Raw genomic sequence first — 16950 nt, forward strand, 5'->3', positions numbered from 1 at the left:
GAAGCTAAAGATATTCGTCTCAGAAATCGAGGAGGGACTTATAGGAGACGCTGATGGGGTCACACCGGTATTGTATCTTTAGGCTGTGCCCCTGTGGCACACTCCGTGCCTCTGCCTCCTAACGCATCTACTCTAGTCCAGACGCCTCTATCTGCGTTGTCGCTGTATTCTTTGAATCGGGGGTCTGGGGGCACCCCAGCACCCGGATGACCAAGTTCAATTACAGCGAGAACGCCAAGAGGCTTTAGTTCTTCTAAAGTAGAAGATTGACAGGAAACCGACATGAAGTTCGCCGCCGTTACAGCCATCACCGCAACGCTTGCTGCAAGTGAAGCTTCATCCGAAGCGCCGAAACAAGTGAGCTTCATCGTCTGCCATGCTAATCAGGACGGAGAAATCTTCGTCATGGCCGAGACGAGCGGCTCCCTTCCGGAGTTTCCAAGTCACCCCGACTTCAAGGTCTTCGAGCAACGCGACAGCTTGATCCTGATCGATCCCAAGGGCCCCATCTACCAGATCGGATACGAGAGCCTCATGATGCACGACGGTACGGCCTACCCAATGAAATGCGAGGACAAAACCGAAGAGCTCTCAGCCGGTGCCGAGATGCTCATGCCGCAGATCGGCGCGGAGAAAGAAACCAAAACAATGAAAGAGGTGAGAGCCGCGAAGAAGGAGACCAGGGAGCTTGAGTACGAACTGGTCATGGCGCAGGGGAAAGTTCGTCGGCTCGAAAATGAGATCACAACGCTCCGTAAAGAGCTGGATGGTGTACACGCCCTACGCCGCCGGTCCGCCCATCTCGCCGATCAATTGCCGGAAACAAGCAGCTTGGCGCATTGGCTGCAGAACGAAGACGAGAACTAGGCGTCCATACTCGTGAACGACGCTAAACAGGGTTGATGACGCCCTGTCCATGACGGACAGTGACCAACATGACCGCGACCACTGACCAGATCCTGAGCCCCCAGGCTGCCGCCAAGCGTGTCGGCTGTGGGCGGTCGTCTATAGTTCGGGCTCTGCAAAACCGTGAACTACCAGCAGAACGTGGCAATGATCGCCGTTGGCGGATCCGTATTGGCGACCTCGAACGTTGGGCAGCTGCCCGCTCGGTCACTGTTCAGGTCAGTCCTGACCACCGACCGGACACTGTCCGGAAGCCTGACCGGTCAGACGAGCTGGACAGGCTGCGAGCGGAGCGAGACGCTGCGCTGCATGAAGCCTCTGAGCTTCGCTCAGAACTCGATAAAGCACTCAAGGAGGCCACTGACGCTCAGAAGGCCGCAGCTGAGCTGCGCGGCGAGCTGACCGGCCTGCGTGGTCATGTAGTCAGTGTAGAGCTCGACCGTGACCGCTGGTACGCCAAGGCAAACGCCCGCCCCCTCAGCCTAATGGAGCGAATATGGGGCTCCCGCACTGACCGTGCGGGAGCGTAGCTCAGGGATAGAGCGCTCACCTTATAAGTGAGTGGCCGCGGGTTCGAACCCCGCCGTTCCCACCATCACTCAAACCCTCGCAGCAAGTCGTCTCGCTCTGGATCCGGTAGAGCCTCGACACGCGGCCGCAGCCGCTGCCACCAGTCGGCCAGCCGCTCGACCGTCGGCACGATCGCCCGCCAGATAGGCCGAACGACCTCGGCATCGCGAACCTGCCAGCTACCACCCTCAGTGCGACGCACATCGCCTGTGATGACACCTACAACAGCCCTAGCAGCGGCCTCTGAGGCCGCTCTCACAGTCTCGTCGATCGCGGCCTCCCGGCGATCCAGATCAGCCGCGCGCTCGTTGAGCTGAGCCTCCCGCCGGTCGGATTCGGCTCGCTGCTGCTCAAGCGCCATCCCTGTTTGCAGAATATCGCTGGACACCTCATCGCGGGTCCGCTCGAGCTCATCGAGCTCGCGCTGCCTAGCCTCAAGACGTCGCCGATAGGTCTCGAGCCGTTTTTGCTCTTTCTCCGTCAGCTGGGCCACGCGCCCCTCCAGCGTCATCACCCGCGCCTGCATCTCATCGACACGGGCCTGAGCAGCCGCGAGCTCGATCGGAAGATCGGCGTGCAGCTGGCGAACAGAGCGATTGTAGATCGCTGCCGCCGGTTCACCGCGAGCGATCCGGTCCGATTTTCGAACACCCCGCACGATGCCGGGCGCAAACTCTCGGATCACTTCGGCCGCGATGTCCTGAAGGCGCGAGCCCTTCATGATCCTCGACATCGGTGTCCCGTCGGTGCTCCGGCAGTCCCAGACGACGTGCGCATGAGGCGCAGTCTCATCGCCGTGGACAACAAGAGCTCGAACAGACGTATCGCACTCCTGAGCAATGCGCTCGGCGACCGCGAGATACGCAGCGTCCTGCTGCTCAGGCGTCAGCTGCTCGAAGATCTTCTGAGCAGCCTTGCCGAACGTAATGGTACCAGTGGTCGCAATAGCTGCATTCGACCGAGCCGCACGCTTCGGCCTGGTAAGTGCGCGAAGCTCATCCGCCCGAGCCTGCATCACCATTGGTCGAGGAGGCTCGATCACCACCCGATTCAAGTGAACACGATCCTGATCGACGTAGTCAGGGGGCCGACCGATCCTCAGATCGTGGCGGCGCTGACCGTCGTACTTGGAGCGTGAGCGATGATGAACGCGGATCGAAATCGCAGCGGAAGCGGGAGGAGATGCATGATGTTCCATGCCTTCGACGGTCCGCGAGATCGGTGAAAATCCGAAACGGGCGAAGCTTCGCTTCTTAACCTACTAGCCGTAACTTCCCTGCGGTCCGTTACGGCTATCCGGCGAAGGGGTGCTCCGCCCCCTTTCGAAACCCCAGGCGAGAGGCGCGTCGCCCTCTCGACACCCGACCAGGCGCTACGCCCTGGACCCGTCCTCCACCTCCTGTCGATCGGGCGGAGGTCGCACAGCTGCTAGAGCCTGCCTAGTGAGGCTGCCCCCCTTGAGGGCTCGCCAAGCTGGCGGGTTCCAGAACGGATGATCCCGCTTAGGCGGCGGCTCGTAGTCGATCACTTCGCCATCATCGGCCTCAGGATCATCCTGCGCCAACACCCGCTCAACACCGCTTGCACCATCGGCCTCAGCCGCGGCGAGCAGCTCGGCCCGCAAGTGCCGGACCTTGCGCCACTCTGACGGCGACCAGCTCGCAACCTCCTCGTCCTGATCCTCCGTGAACGCTTCACCCTCGGCCGCTTTCTCGTCCTCGATCTCACCGATCCCGACTGCCGACTTCAGCCCGTTGGACCAGACGATCTGACGTCGGCCATGCATGGCATTCGCATACTCACGCCATAGCACCCGGGATGGCTCATCACCTTCCGCAGCATCCCGCAGGATCTGGAAGGGCGACCGCCCTCCACGCCGCCCGCGCTTATTGCGGCCTTGCGTCATCTCCGCAGCCATGCCCCAACCAGGCACCCCCTTGGGTTCAGGTTCAGCAGGCTTCCCGTCACCTTCAACGCCGGCTTCACCGTCGCGGCCATGCTTCGACACGTAGGCGGCGACCCGAGCCGCCCCTCGCAGATCGAACGCACGACGAGCTGTGCCGGTCAGGCCCTCAGCCCGCAGGCATTCCAGCCAGACCTGCCGAAGCGGCTCCAGAAGCTCCCTCGCCTCGTTCTCATTCGCCACATCGAGGGCGAGGAGAACGTGGTAGTGCGGATGCCAGCCGTTCTCACCATGCGTCGCCTCACGCACGCTCACCGAACCGACGATCTGACCTGCCTCTCGTAGGCGCTTCCAGACCGCCCGGCGCTGCAGCCGACGTTTCGCCTCCGCCAGAGCCTCCACCAGAGGATCCAGCGCACGGCCGCGATGCCGGGCCGTCAGCGTCATCAGCATCGTCACATGACCCTGTTCGCGCGCCCAGTCCTCCAGCGCCTGCAGCTCCCGGCGACGGACCTCCGAGATTCGAGCCGAACAAACCGGGCAGATCCAGACGCTGCCGCAGGTCTGCACGCCGACGAAACGCGCCCCGCAACTGCCCCCCTCGCTCGGCCTACGAACGAGGTCCACGCTCTTCGAGTAGTGCGTCCAGAGGCAGTGCGCGACCCGCATCGTCGGCGTGATTTCTGCCGCGACCCGCTGCAGTTTCATGCGACCTGCGCGGCGCTCATTTCGCCCTTGTTTATCAGGGCTTTTCGCTCCTTCGGCCCCGTCTTGCGTGAACGTATCTCGCAGGGTGCCAAGGGCGTCGGCTGCGCCGTCGCCTACGCCTCCTGACGGAGTCGAAGAACACCCCTGCGGGGTGGAAGCTTCGCTGATCAACTTATTCTGGAATGACAAAGCCGCACCCTCGTAGGGCGGCGGCCGGCTTGTCTGTTTTGTGCGTTAGCACTATAATATTTCCCAGTCATCGGGCGTTATACGCCCGGTTGTTTTCTGGGGCTTTGCTCGCAGTCCGACCGCCAAGTTAGAGCTGCGGGCCTCGCCCGGTGACCCCAAAAGGCCCGCCTCAGGCGGGCCTTTCGGTCTTCTGACCATCCATGATCTTCACTATGCGGTCAAACAGACCGAGCCCTTTCAATGGCCTAAAGCACCTCAAAGGTGTGGATAATGCCTCAAGAAGGAGAGTCGCTCGACGGGATCGCAACGAGATAGCGGCAGTTGTTGACGATGTTCTCAGCGTAATCGCCGTACTTCTGAATCAAGGACCGCCGGTTCCCCTTATCCCAGTCAGCAATCTGCCTCGAACACTCGTTACGCCGAAGTTCGTTGTCGAAGCTGCGCTGACGACGCTCGTATTCCGCTTCTTTAGCCGCCTGTTCAGAAGCTCGCTGAGCTGCTTGCCACTCTGACCAGCCATACCATCCACCCCCCGCGATGATGACTAAACACGCGGCTGCAACCAAAAGCTTCATAACGACCTACCTTTCATCTTATGAGAGATAAGCCCGTTGCGGCTTGTCATCGCAAGTCAGAGCGTAGCTCTTGGCATACCGGGGCTGGCGCTCGGGGTCGGCCAGCACCCCCATGCGAAAATTTTCTGCGAAAATTTTTTCCCGTCGGACTTCTCGCGATGCAGTCTACGCCTGCATCGCGCCCCCTTCGGGGGACGAAGCCCGCCGGCGCATGGGGCCCCTGAGTGCTGGCCTTGACGTGGGGAAGTTCCGCGGCGTCTCACGACGCCATGCCCCCCGCAGCTGCGCTGCGCCGGGCATGGGTCATGGTCTTGCGGCCCTTCCCCACGTCAACCCACTCGCCCCAGCCCCTGTGGAGCACCCTTGCCTCTACGACCTGACGCATCTGCTCTGGTCCCGACGCTGCTACCTACACTGTCCGTATGCTCTTTGAATCGGGGGTCTGGGGGGCACCCCCAGCATCCAGGGCGTAGCCCTGGCTCAGCGCGCCGCTCAGCGGGCGCGCTAAACGGGGTTGATGAGAAGATGACCATCATGGACAGTGACCAGCATGACCACGGCCAATGACCACATCCTTAGCCCTCAGGCCGCCGCTGACCACATCGGCTGCGGCCGCAGCTCGATCATGCGGGCTCTACAGAACCGTGAATTGTTGGCGGAACGTGGCAACGACCGTCGTTGGCGGATCCGTGTCGCTGACCTCGACCGCTGGGCATCTGACCGCGCGGTCACTGTCCAGGTCAGCCCTGGCCACCGACCGGACATTGACCGGACACCTGACCGGACAGACGAGCTGGACAAGCTGAGAGAAGAGCGAGACGCCGCGCTATGCGAGGTCGCTAAGCTCCGCTCGGAGCGCGAGGAAGCTCTGCAACAAGCAGCTGAAGCCCGCGAGGCCGCGGCCGAGCTGCGTGGCGAGCTGACCAGTTTGCGCGGTCATGTGATCAGCGTCGAGCTCGACCGCGACCGCTGGTACGCCAAGGCCAACCTCAGCCTAATAGAGCGAATATGGGGCTCCCGCACCGACCGTGCGGGAGCGTAGCTCAGGGGTAGAGCGCTCACCTTATAAGTGAGTGGTCGCGGGTTCGAACCCCGCCGTTCCCACCATCACTCAAACCCTCGCAGCAGGTCGTCTCGCTCCGGATCCGGTAGAGCCTCGACACGCGGCCGCAGCCGCTGCCACCAATCGGCCAGACGCTCGACCGTTGGCGCGATCGCCCGCCAGATAGGCCGAACGACCTCAGCATCGCGAACCTGCCAGCCACCACCCTCAGTGCGACGCACGTCGCCTGTGATGACACCTACAACGGCCTTAGCAGCGGCCTCTGAGGCCGCTCTCACAGTCTCGTCGATCGCGGCCTCCCGGCGATCCAGATCAGCCGCGCGCTCGTTGAGCTGAGCCTCACGCCGGTCGGCTTCGGCTCGCTGCTCCTCAAGCGCCATCCCTGTTTGCAGAATATCGCTCGACACCTCATCGCGGGTCCGCTCGAGCTCATCGAGCTCGCGCTGCCTATCCGCGCGACGCTTCTGGTAGGTCGCGAGCCGCTTCAACTCCCTCTCCGTCAACTCGGCCTTACGAGCTTCCAGCTGAATGACACGCCCCTCCATCTCATCGACGCGGGCCCGAGCCGCCGCAATCTCAGCTGGAAGATCAGCATGAAGCTGACGGACCGAGCGATTGTAGATTGCTGCCGCCGGTTCACCGCGAGCGATCCGTGCGCTCTTGCGAACGCCCCGCACGATGCCGGGCGCGTGCTCTGCGATCACCTCCGCCGCGATGTCCTGCAACTTACTGCCCTTCATCACCTTGGACATCAGCACCCCTTCGGTGCTCCGGCAGTCCCAGACAACGTGCGCGTGAGGCGCGGTCTCGTCGCCATGGACGACGAGACTGCGGACAGACGTGTCGTACTCCTGAGCGACGCGCTCAGCCACCGCGAGATACGCGGCGTCCTGCTGCTCAGGCGTCAGCTGCTGGAATAGGGTCTGTGCAGCCGCTCCGAACGCGATGATCCCCGTCGTCGCCACAGCCGCGCTCGACCGCGCCTTCCGCTGCGGTCCGGTCAGGGCCCGCAGCTCGTCGGCCCTCGCTCTCATCACAGCCGGACGGGGAGGCTCGATCAGCACGCGATTCAGGTGCGTGCGATCTTGATCGACGTAATCGGGAGCTTGCCCGATCCGCAGATCGTGGCGTCGCTGGCCGTCGTACTTGGAGCGCGAGACATGAGCGACCCGGATCGAGATCGCGGCGGAAGCGGGAGGAGGCGCATGATGTTCCATGCCGCTGACGGTCTGCGAGATCGGCGAAAATCCGAAACAGGGCGAAGACCCGTCTTCTTAACCTACTAGCCGTAACTGCGACCCTGCGGGATCTGGTTACGGCGAGTAGGCGAAGGGGCCCGCTCCGCGCCCCTTTCGAAACCCCCGGGCGAGAGGCGCGTCGCCCTCTCGAGACCCGACCAGGCACTACGTCCTGGACCCGTCCTCTACCTCCCGTCGATCAGGCGGAGGTTGCACAGCTGCTAGAGCCTGCCTAGTGAGGCTACCCTCTTTGAGGGCTTGCTAAGCTGGTGGGTTCCAGAACGGATGATCCCGCTTAGGCGGCCGCTCATAGTCAATCACTTCGCCATCATCGGCCTCAGCCGCGGCGAGCAGCTCGCAACCTCCTCGTTCTGATCCTTCGTGAACGCTTCACCCTCGGCCGCTTTCTCGTCCTCGATCTCTCCGAGCCCGACTGCCGACTTCAGCCCATTGGACCAGACGATCTGACGTCGGCCATGCATGGCATTCGCATACTCACGCCATAGCACCCGGGATGGCTCATCACCTTCCGCAGCATCCCGCAGGATCTAGAAGGGCGACCGCCTCCACGCCGCCCACGCTTGTTACGAGCTTGAGTCATCTCCGCAGCCATGCCCCAACCAGGCACCGGCTTGGGTTCAGGTTCAGCAGGCTTCCCATCACCTTCGACGCCAGCTTCGCCGTCGTGACCTGGTCTTGCCCCCGTTTCACCGGACACTCAGGCGGTTGCGGTTTGAGCTGCGATGAATTCGCGGGGCGAGCGCATCTTCAGCCCTGAGTGCGGGTGAATGGTGTTGTAGTCCTCGAACCACCCGGCAAGCAACTCCAGGACGGTGACGGCATCCGGCAGAGGCGTGACGTGGACGTAGTCGCGCTTCAGCGTCTTCACAAAGCTCTCCGCGATGCCATTGCTCTGCGGGCTCTTCACCGGCGTGTAGCGGGGCTTCAGGCCCAGTTGCCGGGCGAAGATGCGGGTGTCCTTGGCGACGTAGGGCGAGCTGTTGTCGCTGAGCATCTCGACGGGATGCGGCGCTCGGTAGCTGCCGAAGCGGGCCTCGACGGCCTCCAGCATCATGTCGCGGATGTCCGAGCCGCCGATGCCGGCGTTCACCACGGCCCGCCAGGCAATGATCTCCCGGTCATGCGCGGCGATGATGAAGGCTCCTCGGACGACATCGCCGTTCCAGCAGGTGAACTCGAAGCCGTCCGAGCACCAGCGGATGTTCGAGCGCAGGGTGATGACCTTGCCCTCATGCGTCTGCTCTGGCCGCTCGGTGTATCTGCGCGCCAGCAGGAGGTCGTGCGCCTGCATGATGCAGTAAACCCGTTTGTGGTTCACTGGTGCCGCGCCTTCGGCCCTGAGCCGTCGGTTCAGAACCGCCGCAATGCGCCTGTAGCCGTAGGTCGGCCGCGCCGCCACGAGCGCCGAGACCAGCGGAAGCACCACCGCGTCTTGCGCTTTGTGATAGCGCCGACGCGGCTTCGCGCTCCCGTTCAGCCGGGCATTCAAGTTCGAGCGGGAGACGCCCAGCGTCTCGGCCACGGCCTTCATCGGGAACCGCCCTTCAGCTGCGACTGCGCGAGCCAGGTCGGTTTTTTTGGCGCGACTTGTCCAAGGCTTCCTTGAGGATCTCGACCTCGAGCGTCTTGCGCCCGAGCTGCCGTTCCAACTCGCGGATGCGCTCTTCCATCTGTCGGACGGCGCGGTTGCTGGTGACGTTGTCATCTCCGGACGCAGCCACGGCTCCCCCATCCAGCATCAGGCGCCGCCAACGATACAACAGGTTTGCCGCCACGCCATTGCGGCGCGCGACCACCGAGATGCTGGCGCCATCCTCCAGGGTCTCCTCGACGATCCGAAGCTTTTCGGCCGAGGACCAGCGGCGTCTGCGGCCGCCGTCAGTGATGATCTCGTAGTCAGACATAAACACGTGCTTAGGCATATGCCTAAGCCTCCATGGTTATGCCTGAGTGTCCGGTCGAAACGGGGGCCAGTTCATGACCATGCTTCGACACGTAGGCAGTGACCCGAGCCGGCCCTCGCAGATCGAACCGAGGAGGCTAATCTCGATTCCTGGGTAGGTTCGCGTGATGCTTCTGGTAATGGTGGGGTGGTTGCGATCAGTGATGCACCCACTGATCCCCCCTGATCAGGTATCACACGAGAACGTCGAGCTTCGCATAGAGGTCAACACCTTGCGGGCCGAAGCCAAGCTGCTGCGTGAGCAACTCGAGGACGTGAAGGCCGACCGTGACCAGTGGCGCCAGGTGGCCCAGCGCAAGCTGCGCTGGTGGCCGTTCTGACGAACTAGCCGTCGCCCGTGACCGGCGCGAGGGCGGCGTCGATCCCGTCCGGGTCGTCGGCTTCGGGTTCAGGAAGGACCGAAGGCTCCGGTTCCTCGGCAGGATCGTCTGACGGCGGGGCCGGAGGCGGTGTGATCCGCGAAAGGGCGTCTCCGAACCCCGCGAGCGAAAGCGGGATCGCGAAGTCTCCGCTGCTTGGGTTGGAAACGGTGATCGACGCCTCGCTCCCGCCCTGCAGCGCGTCCATCAGCCCTGCAGGCACGGCGGCGTCTACGAGGCAGCCCTGCTTTGTGCACCGGTCGATGGGAAGCAGGAAGCCACGATCGGCCACCGAAATCACCGCCCCCTCGGCGAGATCGATGCCAAGGGGTAGCGCAATCTGCATCGACAGCACCCCGTCGGCCCCGTAGGCCATGGTCGTAACCATGGCGATGGCGGTGCCGCCGTTGATGAGGATGCGCTGATAGATCTGGCACTGCTCGGAACTGAGGGCCTCATCGAAGCACTCGACGACCCAGTCGCCGATCTCTACCCGGGACAGAGGCTCGGGGTAGTCCGGCTTCTCCTGCGCGGCGGCCAGACCGGCGGCCGCGGAGAGCAGCGCGGCGAAAATCGGTCCCGCGGGCGGTATCGGCTTCATGGTTTCACCCTCCTGCCTTCGGCCTGACCCCCAGGCACCTAGCTCGGATCAACGGCGGGGCGCACGTTTGCCACGTTCCGCCGGGCCGCGAACTCCCGATCATACTTGGCAAGGACACGCTGTCCGGCGGCATGGTCCTGGAACCGCCAGATGCCCTTCCGGGCGCCGTCCACGATCAGGTTCAACACCGCGAGCTCGATTGCCTGCCGCACCGCCAGCCCGGTCGGCTCGTTGCGCGAGAAGCCGGTCTCACTTTCTAGGATTTCGTCGGTGGCGATGAACTTGAACACGCCGCCTCGGACCAAGGTCGAGTAGATTGTCTTTTCGGCGGTGGTCGAGACAAGAACTTCCCCGTTGGCGACGCTGACGGCTCTGAGGGCGACTGTGACGTCGTCGCGGCGGTACTCCGTCGAGGCACCCACCCCCAGCAGGCGCGCGCCCGCGCCCGAGGTCATGATGTTCGACTCGTAGTTTGTCACCCCACCCGCGAGGATGATCCCGGCGAAACGCAGGGGCGGCAGGGTGGATTGCGTTGCCAGCCCGTAGGATTGCGTCGTCTGGTCGATCAGGTTGCGCTCAGCCAGGAGGTTCTGGACGCTGGCCCGCTCGATCACGTTGAACCAGTGCGACCCTCCGACCTTCGTCAGCACGTCTATCAAGATCGCCTCGTTGCCTTGGCTTACGGCCTTCGAGAAGGTGGAGAACGCGTCGTTGGGCTCCTGCTGGCCGGTCTTGTCCTCGTAGTCGTAGACAGCGATGTCGACCGGTTGCGCGGGCGGCGGAAGCGCGGCGAGCTGGAGCCCGACCCCCGTGATCGGCGTGAGTTCCGGCGGCTCGGACAGGTCGTCGGCGTAATTGGTCAGCTCCGCGCATCCCGACAGCGCGGTCAAGGCCGCCGTGAACAGGACGCCCCGAAGGCGCGAAACGGCTGCGTTCATACTCGTCCTTTGTCCCTGCGGCGATCGTTGCGCCGGATGCCCCGGTTGCCCCGGGACGCGCTGTCGTTAGTTCCCGACCGTCATCTGCGGCGCGGGCGCGGGTGCGGGTGTGCCGGTGCCCCCGCCGAGGTCGATGGTGATGGGCGGGAACGAGATGGACGGCGGGCCGCCCCCGCCTCCGCCCCCGCCGTTATCAACAAACTGATTCTGGATCTGTGCCAGCGGCAGCAGGTAGTCGATGTTGTTCGAAAAGCCCCCGAATCCGGGGTTGATCGGCTTGTAGATCAGTTTCCCCGCCAGGGCGGGCACGGGCGCGATCGCCAGGGCGAAAGCGGTGAACAGGCGAAGCATCATGGATGAGCACTCCCGTGCCGGGTTAGTTCACGTAGATCACGGCGCCGGGTGGAGCGTTCTGAATCACCACGCCGCCATTCGCGTCGCTTCCGGCCTGACCATACACCAGTCGCGCCCCGGTCGAGTTTACCAATGCTACCGAGGATCGGAGGTTGTTGCCGAACTGCAACGTCGAGATCGCGTTGGACGTGCCGCCGAAGATGCCAGCGGTCGCGGAATTGCCGCGCCCCACCTGAAGTTGCGCGATCACGCTGCCCGGAGAGTCGACGATCACCGCGGCCGCCACGTTGTCGATGCCGAACTGCGCCAAGCCCGCTTGGGCGCCGTTGCTGCCAGTGATCAGCGTTACCGCGTCGTTACGCAGGCCCTTCTGGGCGATCGCCGTGCTGCTGCCGGCGGACAGGTCGGGCCGTTCTCTCGCGATGACGGGGACGCCGAACTGATCGCGAACGGCGACCACCTGCTCGAGCGAGACCTGGTTGTCGACCTGGAAGGACATTTGCTGCGCGGATGTTTCCGCTGGCGGCAGCAGCAGCAGCGCGAACGCCAGCAAGGCAAGGGAAGCACGCGGTCGGGGCATTGTCTTCTCCTCGATCTCTTTACGCTAGGGCGCTATTCTACCTTGTGCCGTGGCAATCAATGAAGCGATTTTCTACCTCCAGCCGCAGTCGCGCTTCCGGGCGATCCGAGCCGCTCATGACGGTGCGGGCCAGCGTGACTTCCCCGCCCTCATCGATCCGGAAGGTTCCACCCTGCGACGAAACGGAACTGTTGCCGCCCCCCGTCATGCGCACGGACAGCCGGTAGGTGCCTTCGGTGCCCGGCGGCCCATGAGCGATGGCCGCAATCTCGGTCAGGAGTCCGATGGGGCGCAGGTCGAGCTCACAGCGCAGGTCGTCCAAGGCCGCGGTAACGGCGAGCGGGATCGGAAGGAGAAGGACGGCGAGCATGGCAGACCTCTCTGGGGATGTCGGCCGGGGCCGAAAACGGTGTCGGAGGCGCGAACGCCTCCGACGGTGCCTTCGGGCGGGGTGCCTGGCAAGGGTCGGGGCAACCAACCACACCGGTCCCACCCGTTGGGGGGCTACAAGCGATCACGGGCGGCTGTCTTGGTAGTTGATCGCTTTGTTGGTGAGGCCAGCCTGCACGATCGCGCTCGAGTTGCTGTTGCCAGCCTGAACGCTCGCTGCGGCGTTGCCTTCGGACACCGGAATAGATGAGGGGAAAGGCGTTCCGGTGATGGTCGCGCCGGGTACATCGACAAGGCCAGCCGAGAACGTGCCGCCGCCCAGCGGCGCGGTGACCGAGCTGCTTAGGCCTCCGCCCTGCGAGATGAACGAACCGTTATCATTGCCGCTCTGCACGGACGCAGCCGTGTTGCGCGCGCCGTCCTGAATCACGGCCGAGAAGTTAGTGTTGCCGAACTGAGCGCTGGCCATGATGTTGTCGGGGCCGCCGCTCTGGAACGCGTATGAAGTGTTCCAATCACCAAAGGTTGCCGAGGCGGCAGCGTGGTCTTCGCCGTCCTGGGCGAGCACGGTCGTGTTGTTATCGCCCACCTGCGAGAAGGCTGCTTCGTGCGCGCCGTCTCCTGTTTGAGAAACAACGCCGGTGTTATCATCCCCGATCTGCATCAGGGCGCTTTCGTTGTTCAAACCCACCTGATTGTTGATCGAGATGTTGTCGTTGCCGAGCTGGAACTGGACCGACGCGTTTTCGGACTGGGCGTTCTGATCGATGGTCGCCTGGTTGGGGCCACCTACCCCGTCGCCCTGAGCGGCAGCTGCAACACTGTCTCCAACTTCCGCCTTGGCTTCGGGATTGGCATCGCCGCCATCAAAGATTTCCGCCACAGCGGCTTCGCCCAACGTTTGGGCCTCCGCTTTCTCGTCGCCCTCAGTCGCGGTAGAGATGTTGTTTTGAGGGCTGCCATTCGCGTCGTTGCTCGGCGTAGCACTCTGCGCCGCGGCGAACCCGGTGAAGGCGAACACGGCGACGGTGGAAAGTAGAAGGGTCTTCATCATCAATCTCCCTGCTGCGCCCAACGGCACTGGCAGAAGGCCGCACCCCCGGTTGAGCGCCTTCACACCGTGCTGGAGTGGGGGAGGCCGCGAAAATTGACAGGACAGATTAGGCCGACGGCGCCCTCTAACGCGAATTGACTAGCAATGGTGTTGCATGGGAGCGGACCGCCCCCTTTCCCCTTGCAACAGAAGGGTCAGGGCGGCAGCGTCGGAATGCTGGACGCCAGCGCATCCTAGATCGACGAAGGACCCGTCATGCCATTTGGAAGATACATCTCGGCGATCGCAGTGCTAACCGTACTCGCGCCAGATGCCCCCGCCGCGGCGCAGCACGTCTACCTAACGCAGGCCGACCGGGGCATCGCCCGGATCACTGTCCCGCAAGCCCCGCCTGGCGCCCGCCGCCCGCTCGTTCAGCAACCCGCGTCCCAGCCCTTCCAGAACCGGCAACCCTCTGTCGTCCGGCGCACCCCGCCGCCCGTGGATGCCCAGGCCGAGGGCCGCGTCGAGCGCGTCGCTTCCGCTCCCGGTCGGCGTGACGTGATCTTCGATCTGAACGATTTGCGGACGGACCTGGCAAGCCTCCCCAACGTGCGCGAGGGCATCCGCATCCCCGGCGACGCACCCTAACCGCCGGCCTCTGCCACAAAAATGCCCTTAAGTTGATAGACCCATTGCGCGAATCACCGGTTACGCGACATTATGTGTCCCAGGACGTAATTTTTTGTTTGTGTATTTGTGGTTGGGCGTCCGGGCAAAAGCCGTCCGGGACCTGCTGCCTCGATCGACCGGATATGGCCGATCCGCAGTTGGTGAAGTGCCCCGGGGGGTATCGACATGTCCGGAAGTTTTGATGCGCGCACGTTGTGGGCGGTCCTATCTTGGCGTTCCTGGGACAGGATGGCCTTGGCGAAGCTGGTCGAGGAGGCTGGATTCGAGGTCTCCGTTTCCACAGTTCCATCGGCTGCCGCCTTGGACCGTTTGGCCCAGTCCGAAGCGAACACCCATGTTATTCTCGCGGTCGGGCCGGAGGACTTAGAGAGCCGCGGCATTGCCGCCTTGATCGCAAGGTGCGGGACCAAGACGGTCGTTGTGTTCGCGCGCAACGGCTGCGGGGACCAACTGCCCAAGCCGTTGCCGCGCAACGTCGTGGGCGTGTTGACCGATGCCATGGAGGAGACCATCGCGGCCGCCATGCTGACCGTCGCGGCTTCGGGCCTTCGGGTGGTCGCCGACCCCGACGCACCGGCCGACCGGGACGGTGGCCCAAAGGACGGGGTGCAAACGCTCACGAGCCGTGAAAGAGAGATCTCGCACGAGATCTGCCGCGGCGTCTCTAACAAGGAGATCGCGCGCAAGCTCGGTATCGCAGTCAACACCGTGAATGTTCACGCGACCTCTATCCGGCGCAAGCTCGGGGTGCGCAACCGAACGCAGGTCGCCATGTATTTCTCGAAGGCGAGCGGAGTCGCGCTCGGCGCAGTGGCGGCAGACGCGGACCGGATCCCAGCAGTCAGTCGGCTGCTGGCAACCTACCCATCAGCGCCCTGGCCTCCGCATAGTCACTGACCGCCTGTAATGAAGACCGGAGCGGACGCTCAATGCTGTCGGTGGCGGCATGAAGCTTCGTGTTCATCTCATCGTTCGTCCACCCGAGCAGTCTATCTGGCCCCCAACCGCAGGTTGGAGCTTGTGCGGTGCGCCTGAAGGTAGGTCGCGCCGATTGTGATCGTCTTCCGTTCCGTTCGGAGCTTGAATTGCAACCTTCGTCTGCAATCAATGGGTTCTGAGCCTAATCAGGGGGTATAGAGATGCCACCCATTGCTTGGGAAAGTTGTGTCGCCAGTGCTTCGCGTTGCCGATTTTCCTGCTCGATGATCCGCTCGGCCGCGCCCTGACGCCGAACCTTCCGTCCAACCCGCGAGCGCTCGAGCTCCTTCATGGCTTCCACGACCTCGTCCTGACCCTTCTGCCCCCAGCTCAGCGTGATCCCAACCACTTTTCGACCCTGCTTCTGCGGCACATAGGAAGCCCGAAAGCCGGCCAGGTGATTGATCTCCTCGATGGCAGGGTCGAGCGCCCGCAGACGCAGGTTCTTCCACGCTGTTAGCTTCTCACTCGGCACGCCAAGGATCTGCCGCAAGTCCTCGACCGAGAAATCCTCGTGGGTCTTCCTAAGCCCAGCGCGCAGGCTCAGGACGGTGTAGAGGCGCAAAGAATACTTGCTCTCGAAGGCCAGCACCGCGCGGCGCGATATGATCGCCCAGTGGGTGCTGTTGGCGATGGCCTGCCGCAGCACGGGGCTGAAGGCGAACCTGATCTCCGCCTGGGCCTGCGTCTCCTCCTCGCGCTCGACATCGGCGAAGAACGGCCCGGACTTGGTGAACCGGCGTCCATGCTCGTCTGTGAGCTTGAGTTTGATGGTAGTGGAGTGAAGCTCGTCGATCAGCGTCTCCAGCTCCCCCACGGAGACATGAAAGCTTTCGTTGAGTGCAGCTAGGGGGAAGCGGTGCTGCTTGTCCTCGGCCACGTCCACCCCCGCGACCTTCACCAGCAGGTGGAACAGCTTGGCGCTCCTGAGCGACATCCGCCCACCCATAGGGAACCGGAGATCGACCATTTCGCCGGCCTCCACGATCGCGTCGGGGTCATCCTGCTTGCTGGCGATGGCATTGAGGGTCGTCGCGGGCCGTTTGCTCATAAGCTACGGCTAGCGGCCCGATGTAGCCATGTCTACGACTATGGCCCGCAATTTGTAGCCGTAAGCCCGTGATTTGTAGCCGTAGACCCGCAATTTGTAGCCGTAGGCCCGTGATTTGTAGCCGTTATCCAAGCAAGACCTTGATATATAAAGATTTCTGTCGCCCTGAAATAGAAATAGAAATATAGAAAAGGCTACCCTGTGGATAACTCTACCAGCTACCTTCGATCTCCTGACTGTCGATCTTAAGATCGGCGAGGATGCGATAGACAGACGCACGACTGATCCCAAGCTTTCGAGCAATCTGGGTCGCGCCCATACCTTCACTCTGCAGTTGTCGCACCTGACCCGTCTTGGCGCGGGCTGTAGGCTTGCGGCCCTTGTATTTTCCAGCAGCCCGCGCCTTGGCGATCCCCTCACGCTGGCGCTCGAGCATGATCTCACGCTCGAACTGGGCGATGCTGCCCACCAGGTTGAAGATCAGCTTGCCGGTAGGTGTGCTGGTGTCGACGCCCATGTCCAGCACCTTGAGACTGACCCCCTTGGCCTCGAGCTCTCCGAGAAGATCGTGCAGGTGGCCTGTAGAGCGCGCCAGACGGTCGAGTTTGGTCACCACCAGGGTGTCCCCCTCGCGTAGGTAACGAAGCGCCTCAGCGAGCTTCTCTCGAGCTGGGAGGTCTACTGACGAGACGCGCTCCTCGAAGACCCTAGTACATCCCGCCCCTTCAAGCGTCTTGAGCTGTCCCTCGAGCCCGGCGTCCTGCGCCACGGTGCTGACTCTCGCATACCCTACCAACTGCCCGCTCATGACCGCCCTCCTGTCTCTTACACCTTTTA

The 16950-nt window shown here is 63.2% G+C and carries 19 protein-coding genes and 2 tRNA genes; 8 read left to right on the plus strand and 13 right to left on the minus strand.

Going from position 1 to position 16950, the window contains the following annotated elements:
- Positions 1-282: 282 nt before the first annotated feature.
- From CJ301_RS17455 to CJ301_RS17465, 3 genes are all read left to right on the plus strand, one after another.
- Entirely contained in the window at positions 283-867 is a 585-nt protein-coding gene (locus tag CJ301_RS17455) for a hypothetical protein (RefSeq protein ID WP_099278631.1), read from the plus strand.
- A gap of 68 nt (positions 868-935) precedes the next feature.
- Positions 936-1436, plus strand: a complete 501-nt coding sequence (locus CJ301_RS19370; RefSeq protein ID WP_099278632.1) for a helix-turn-helix transcriptional regulator — start codon at positions 936-938, stop codon at positions 1434-1436.
- Positions 1427-1501, plus strand: a tRNA-Ile gene (locus CJ301_RS17465). The genes CJ301_RS19370 and CJ301_RS17465 overlap by 10 nt, the downstream gene beginning before the upstream one ends.
- Here the strand turns inward: CJ301_RS17465 and CJ301_RS17470 are convergent.
- The 3 genes from CJ301_RS17470 to CJ301_RS18900 form a co-directional block, all read right to left on the minus strand.
- A complete protein-coding gene (locus CJ301_RS17470) occupies positions 1502-2674 on the minus strand; it encodes a plasmid recombination protein (protein WP_099278633.1) in 1173 nt (390 codons plus the stop codon).
- 174 nt (positions 2675-2848) lie between these two features.
- Complete coding sequence (locus CJ301_RS17475) at positions 2849-4087, minus strand: protein rep (RefSeq protein WP_099278634.1); 1239 nt, start codon at positions 4085-4087, stop codon at positions 2849-2851.
- A 464-nt stretch (positions 4088-4551) separates the two neighbouring features.
- Positions 4552-4851: a hypothetical protein gene (locus CJ301_RS18900; protein WP_162620609.1), complete on the minus strand. Its 300-nt coding sequence runs from the start codon at positions 4849-4851 to the stop codon at positions 4552-4554.
- Between the two features lie 550 nt (positions 4852-5401).
- Between CJ301_RS18900 and CJ301_RS17480 the strand changes: the two genes are divergently transcribed.
- On the plus strand, positions 5402-5893 hold the full coding sequence (locus CJ301_RS17480) for a helix-turn-helix domain-containing protein (protein ID WP_099278635.1): 492 nt from the start codon (positions 5402-5404) through the stop codon (positions 5891-5893).
- A tRNA-Ile gene (locus CJ301_RS17485) sits at positions 5884-5958 on the plus strand. Before CJ301_RS17480 ends, CJ301_RS17485 begins: the two co-directional genes overlap by 10 nt.
- Here the strand turns inward: CJ301_RS17485 and CJ301_RS17490 are convergent.
- Together CJ301_RS17490 and CJ301_RS17495 are read right to left on the minus strand one after the other, a co-directional pair.
- Positions 5959-7131: a plasmid recombination protein gene (locus CJ301_RS17490; RefSeq protein WP_099278636.1), complete on the minus strand. Its 1173-nt coding sequence runs from the start codon at positions 7129-7131 to the stop codon at positions 5959-5961. It abuts the tRNA gene before it with no gap.
- A gap of 739 nt (positions 7132-7870) precedes the next feature.
- Positions 7871-9095 (minus strand): IS3 family transposase gene (locus tag CJ301_RS17495; RefSeq protein WP_099278637.1). Its coding sequence is split into 2 segments (ribosomal slippage): positions 7871-8753 and positions 8752-9095, totalling 1227 coding nucleotides; the frame shifts between segments, so codons are not numbered across the junction.
- Positions 9096-9279: 184 nt separating this feature from the next.
- On the opposite strand from CJ301_RS17495, the gene CJ301_RS17500 reads away from it, so the two are divergent.
- On the plus strand, positions 9280-9456 hold the full coding sequence (locus CJ301_RS17500) for a hypothetical protein (protein WP_162620610.1): 177 nt from the start codon (positions 9280-9282) through the stop codon (positions 9454-9456).
- 4 nt (positions 9457-9460) lie between these two features.
- Here the strand turns inward: CJ301_RS17500 and CJ301_RS17505 are convergent, their stop codons facing one another.
- The 6 genes from CJ301_RS17505 to CJ301_RS17530 all read right to left on the minus strand — a co-directional run bounded on the left by CJ301_RS17505 (position 9461) and on the right by CJ301_RS17530 (position 13409).
- Positions 9461-10096 (minus strand): invasion associated locus B family protein, encoded by a 636-nt coding sequence (locus tag CJ301_RS17505; RefSeq protein ID WP_099278639.1) that lies wholly within the window; start codon positions 10094-10096, stop codon positions 9461-9463.
- A gap of 38 nt (positions 10097-10134) precedes the next feature.
- The gene (locus tag CJ301_RS17510; protein WP_099278640.1) at positions 10135-11034 is read right to left on the minus strand and encodes a CsgG/HfaB family protein; all 900 of its coding nucleotides are present in this window, start codon (positions 11032-11034) and stop codon (positions 10135-10137) included.
- Positions 11035-11100: 66 nt separating this feature from the next.
- Positions 11101-11388 (minus strand): curli assembly protein CsgF, encoded by a 288-nt coding sequence (locus CJ301_RS17515; protein ID WP_099278641.1) that lies wholly within the window; start codon positions 11386-11388, stop codon positions 11101-11103.
- 22 nt (positions 11389-11410) lie between these two features.
- Positions 11411-11968 carry a hypothetical protein gene (locus tag CJ301_RS17520; RefSeq protein ID WP_099278642.1) on the minus strand — a complete coding sequence of 186 codons (558 nt, stop codon included), beginning with the start codon at positions 11966-11968 and terminating at the stop codon, positions 11411-11413.
- 37 nt (positions 11969-12005) lie between these two features.
- The gene (gene csgH, locus CJ301_RS17525; protein WP_099278643.1) at positions 12006-12338 is read right to left on the minus strand and encodes a curli-like amyloid fiber formation chaperone CsgH; all 333 of its coding nucleotides are present in this window, start codon (positions 12336-12338) and stop codon (positions 12006-12008) included.
- Positions 12339-12482: 144 nt separating this feature from the next.
- Positions 12483-13409: a hypothetical protein gene (locus tag CJ301_RS17530; protein WP_162620611.1), complete on the minus strand. Its 927-nt coding sequence runs from the start codon at positions 13407-13409 to the stop codon at positions 12483-12485.
- A gap of 258 nt (positions 13410-13667) precedes the next feature.
- On the opposite strand from CJ301_RS17530, the gene CJ301_RS17535 reads away from it, so the two are divergent.
- On the plus strand, positions 13668-14042 hold the full coding sequence (locus tag CJ301_RS17535) for a hypothetical protein (RefSeq protein ID WP_099278645.1): 375 nt from the start codon (positions 13668-13670) through the stop codon (positions 14040-14042).
- 276 nt (positions 14043-14318) lie between these two features.
- Positions 14319-14981, plus strand: a complete 663-nt coding sequence (locus CJ301_RS17540) for a helix-turn-helix transcriptional regulator (protein ID WP_162620612.1) — start codon at positions 14319-14321, stop codon at positions 14979-14981.
- A gap of 223 nt (positions 14982-15204) precedes the next feature.
- Here CJ301_RS17540 and CJ301_RS17545 read toward each other — a convergent pair whose 3' ends face one another.
- Both CJ301_RS17545 and CJ301_RS17550 read right to left on the minus strand, forming a co-directional pair.
- A complete protein-coding gene (locus tag CJ301_RS17545; protein WP_099278647.1) occupies positions 15205-16113 on the minus strand; it encodes a replication initiation protein in 909 nt (302 codons plus the stop codon).
- A gap of 211 nt (positions 16114-16324) precedes the next feature.
- On the minus strand, positions 16325-16921 hold the full coding sequence (locus tag CJ301_RS17550) for a recombinase family protein (RefSeq protein ID WP_099278648.1): 597 nt from the start codon (positions 16919-16921) through the stop codon (positions 16325-16327).
- Between the last annotated feature and the right edge of the window lie 29 nt (positions 16922-16950).

Source organism: Limimaricola cinnabarinus (genome assembly GCF_002723615.1).
Lineage (GTDB): Bacteria > Pseudomonadota > Alphaproteobacteria > Rhodobacterales > Rhodobacteraceae > Limimaricola > Limimaricola cinnabarinus_B.

Bases quoted from the DNA above. Each gene is read 5' to 3' on its own strand.
- CJ301_RS17455 (WP_099278631.1), top strand. From the start codon at position 283: ATGAAGTTCGCCGCCGTTACAGCCATCACCGCAACGCTTGCTGCAAGT.
- CJ301_RS19370 (WP_099278632.1), top strand. From the start codon at position 936: ATGACCGCGACCACTGACCAGATCCTGAGCCCCCAGGCTGCCGCCAAG.
- CJ301_RS17470 (WP_099278633.1), bottom strand. From the start codon at position 2,674: ATGGAACATCATGCATCTCCTCCCGCTTCCGCTGCGATTTCGATCCGC.
- CJ301_RS17475 (WP_099278634.1), bottom strand. From the start codon at position 4,087: ATGAAACTGCAGCGGGTCGCGGCAGAAATCACGCCGACGATGCGGGTC.
- CJ301_RS18900 (WP_162620609.1), bottom strand. From the start codon at position 4,851: ATGAAGCTTTTGGTTGCAGCCGCGTGTTTAGTCATCATCGCGGGGGGT.
- CJ301_RS17480 (WP_099278635.1), top strand. From the start codon at position 5,402: ATGACCACGGCCAATGACCACATCCTTAGCCCTCAGGCCGCCGCTGAC.
- CJ301_RS17490 (WP_099278636.1), bottom strand. From the start codon at position 7,131: ATGGAACATCATGCGCCTCCTCCCGCTTCCGCCGCGATCTCGATCCGG.
- CJ301_RS17500 (WP_162620610.1), top strand. From the start codon at position 9,280: ATGCACCCACTGATCCCCCCTGATCAGGTATCACACGAGAACGTCGAG.
- CJ301_RS17505 (WP_099278639.1), bottom strand. From the start codon at position 10,096: ATGAAGCCGATACCGCCCGCGGGACCGATTTTCGCCGCGCTGCTCTCC.
- CJ301_RS17510 (WP_099278640.1), bottom strand. From the start codon at position 11,034: ATGAACGCAGCCGTTTCGCGCCTTCGGGGCGTCCTGTTCACGGCGGCC.
- CJ301_RS17515 (WP_099278641.1), bottom strand. From the start codon at position 11,388: ATGATGCTTCGCCTGTTCACCGCTTTCGCCCTGGCGATCGCGCCCGTG.
- CJ301_RS17520 (WP_099278642.1), bottom strand. From the start codon at position 11,968: ATGCCCCGACCGCGTGCTTCCCTTGCCTTGCTGGCGTTCGCGCTGCTG.
- csgH (WP_099278643.1), bottom strand. From the start codon at position 12,338: ATGCTCGCCGTCCTTCTCCTTCCGATCCCGCTCGCCGTTACCGCGGCC.
- CJ301_RS17530 (WP_162620611.1), bottom strand. From the start codon at position 13,409: ATGAAGACCCTTCTACTTTCCACCGTCGCCGTGTTCGCCTTCACCGGG.
- CJ301_RS17535 (WP_099278645.1), top strand. From the start codon at position 13,668: ATGCCATTTGGAAGATACATCTCGGCGATCGCAGTGCTAACCGTACTC.
- CJ301_RS17545 (WP_099278647.1), bottom strand. From the start codon at position 16,113: ATGAGCAAACGGCCCGCGACGACCCTCAATGCCATCGCCAGCAAGCAG.
- CJ301_RS17550 (WP_099278648.1), bottom strand. From the start codon at position 16,921: ATGAGCGGGCAGTTGGTAGGGTATGCGAGAGTCAGCACCGTGGCGCAG.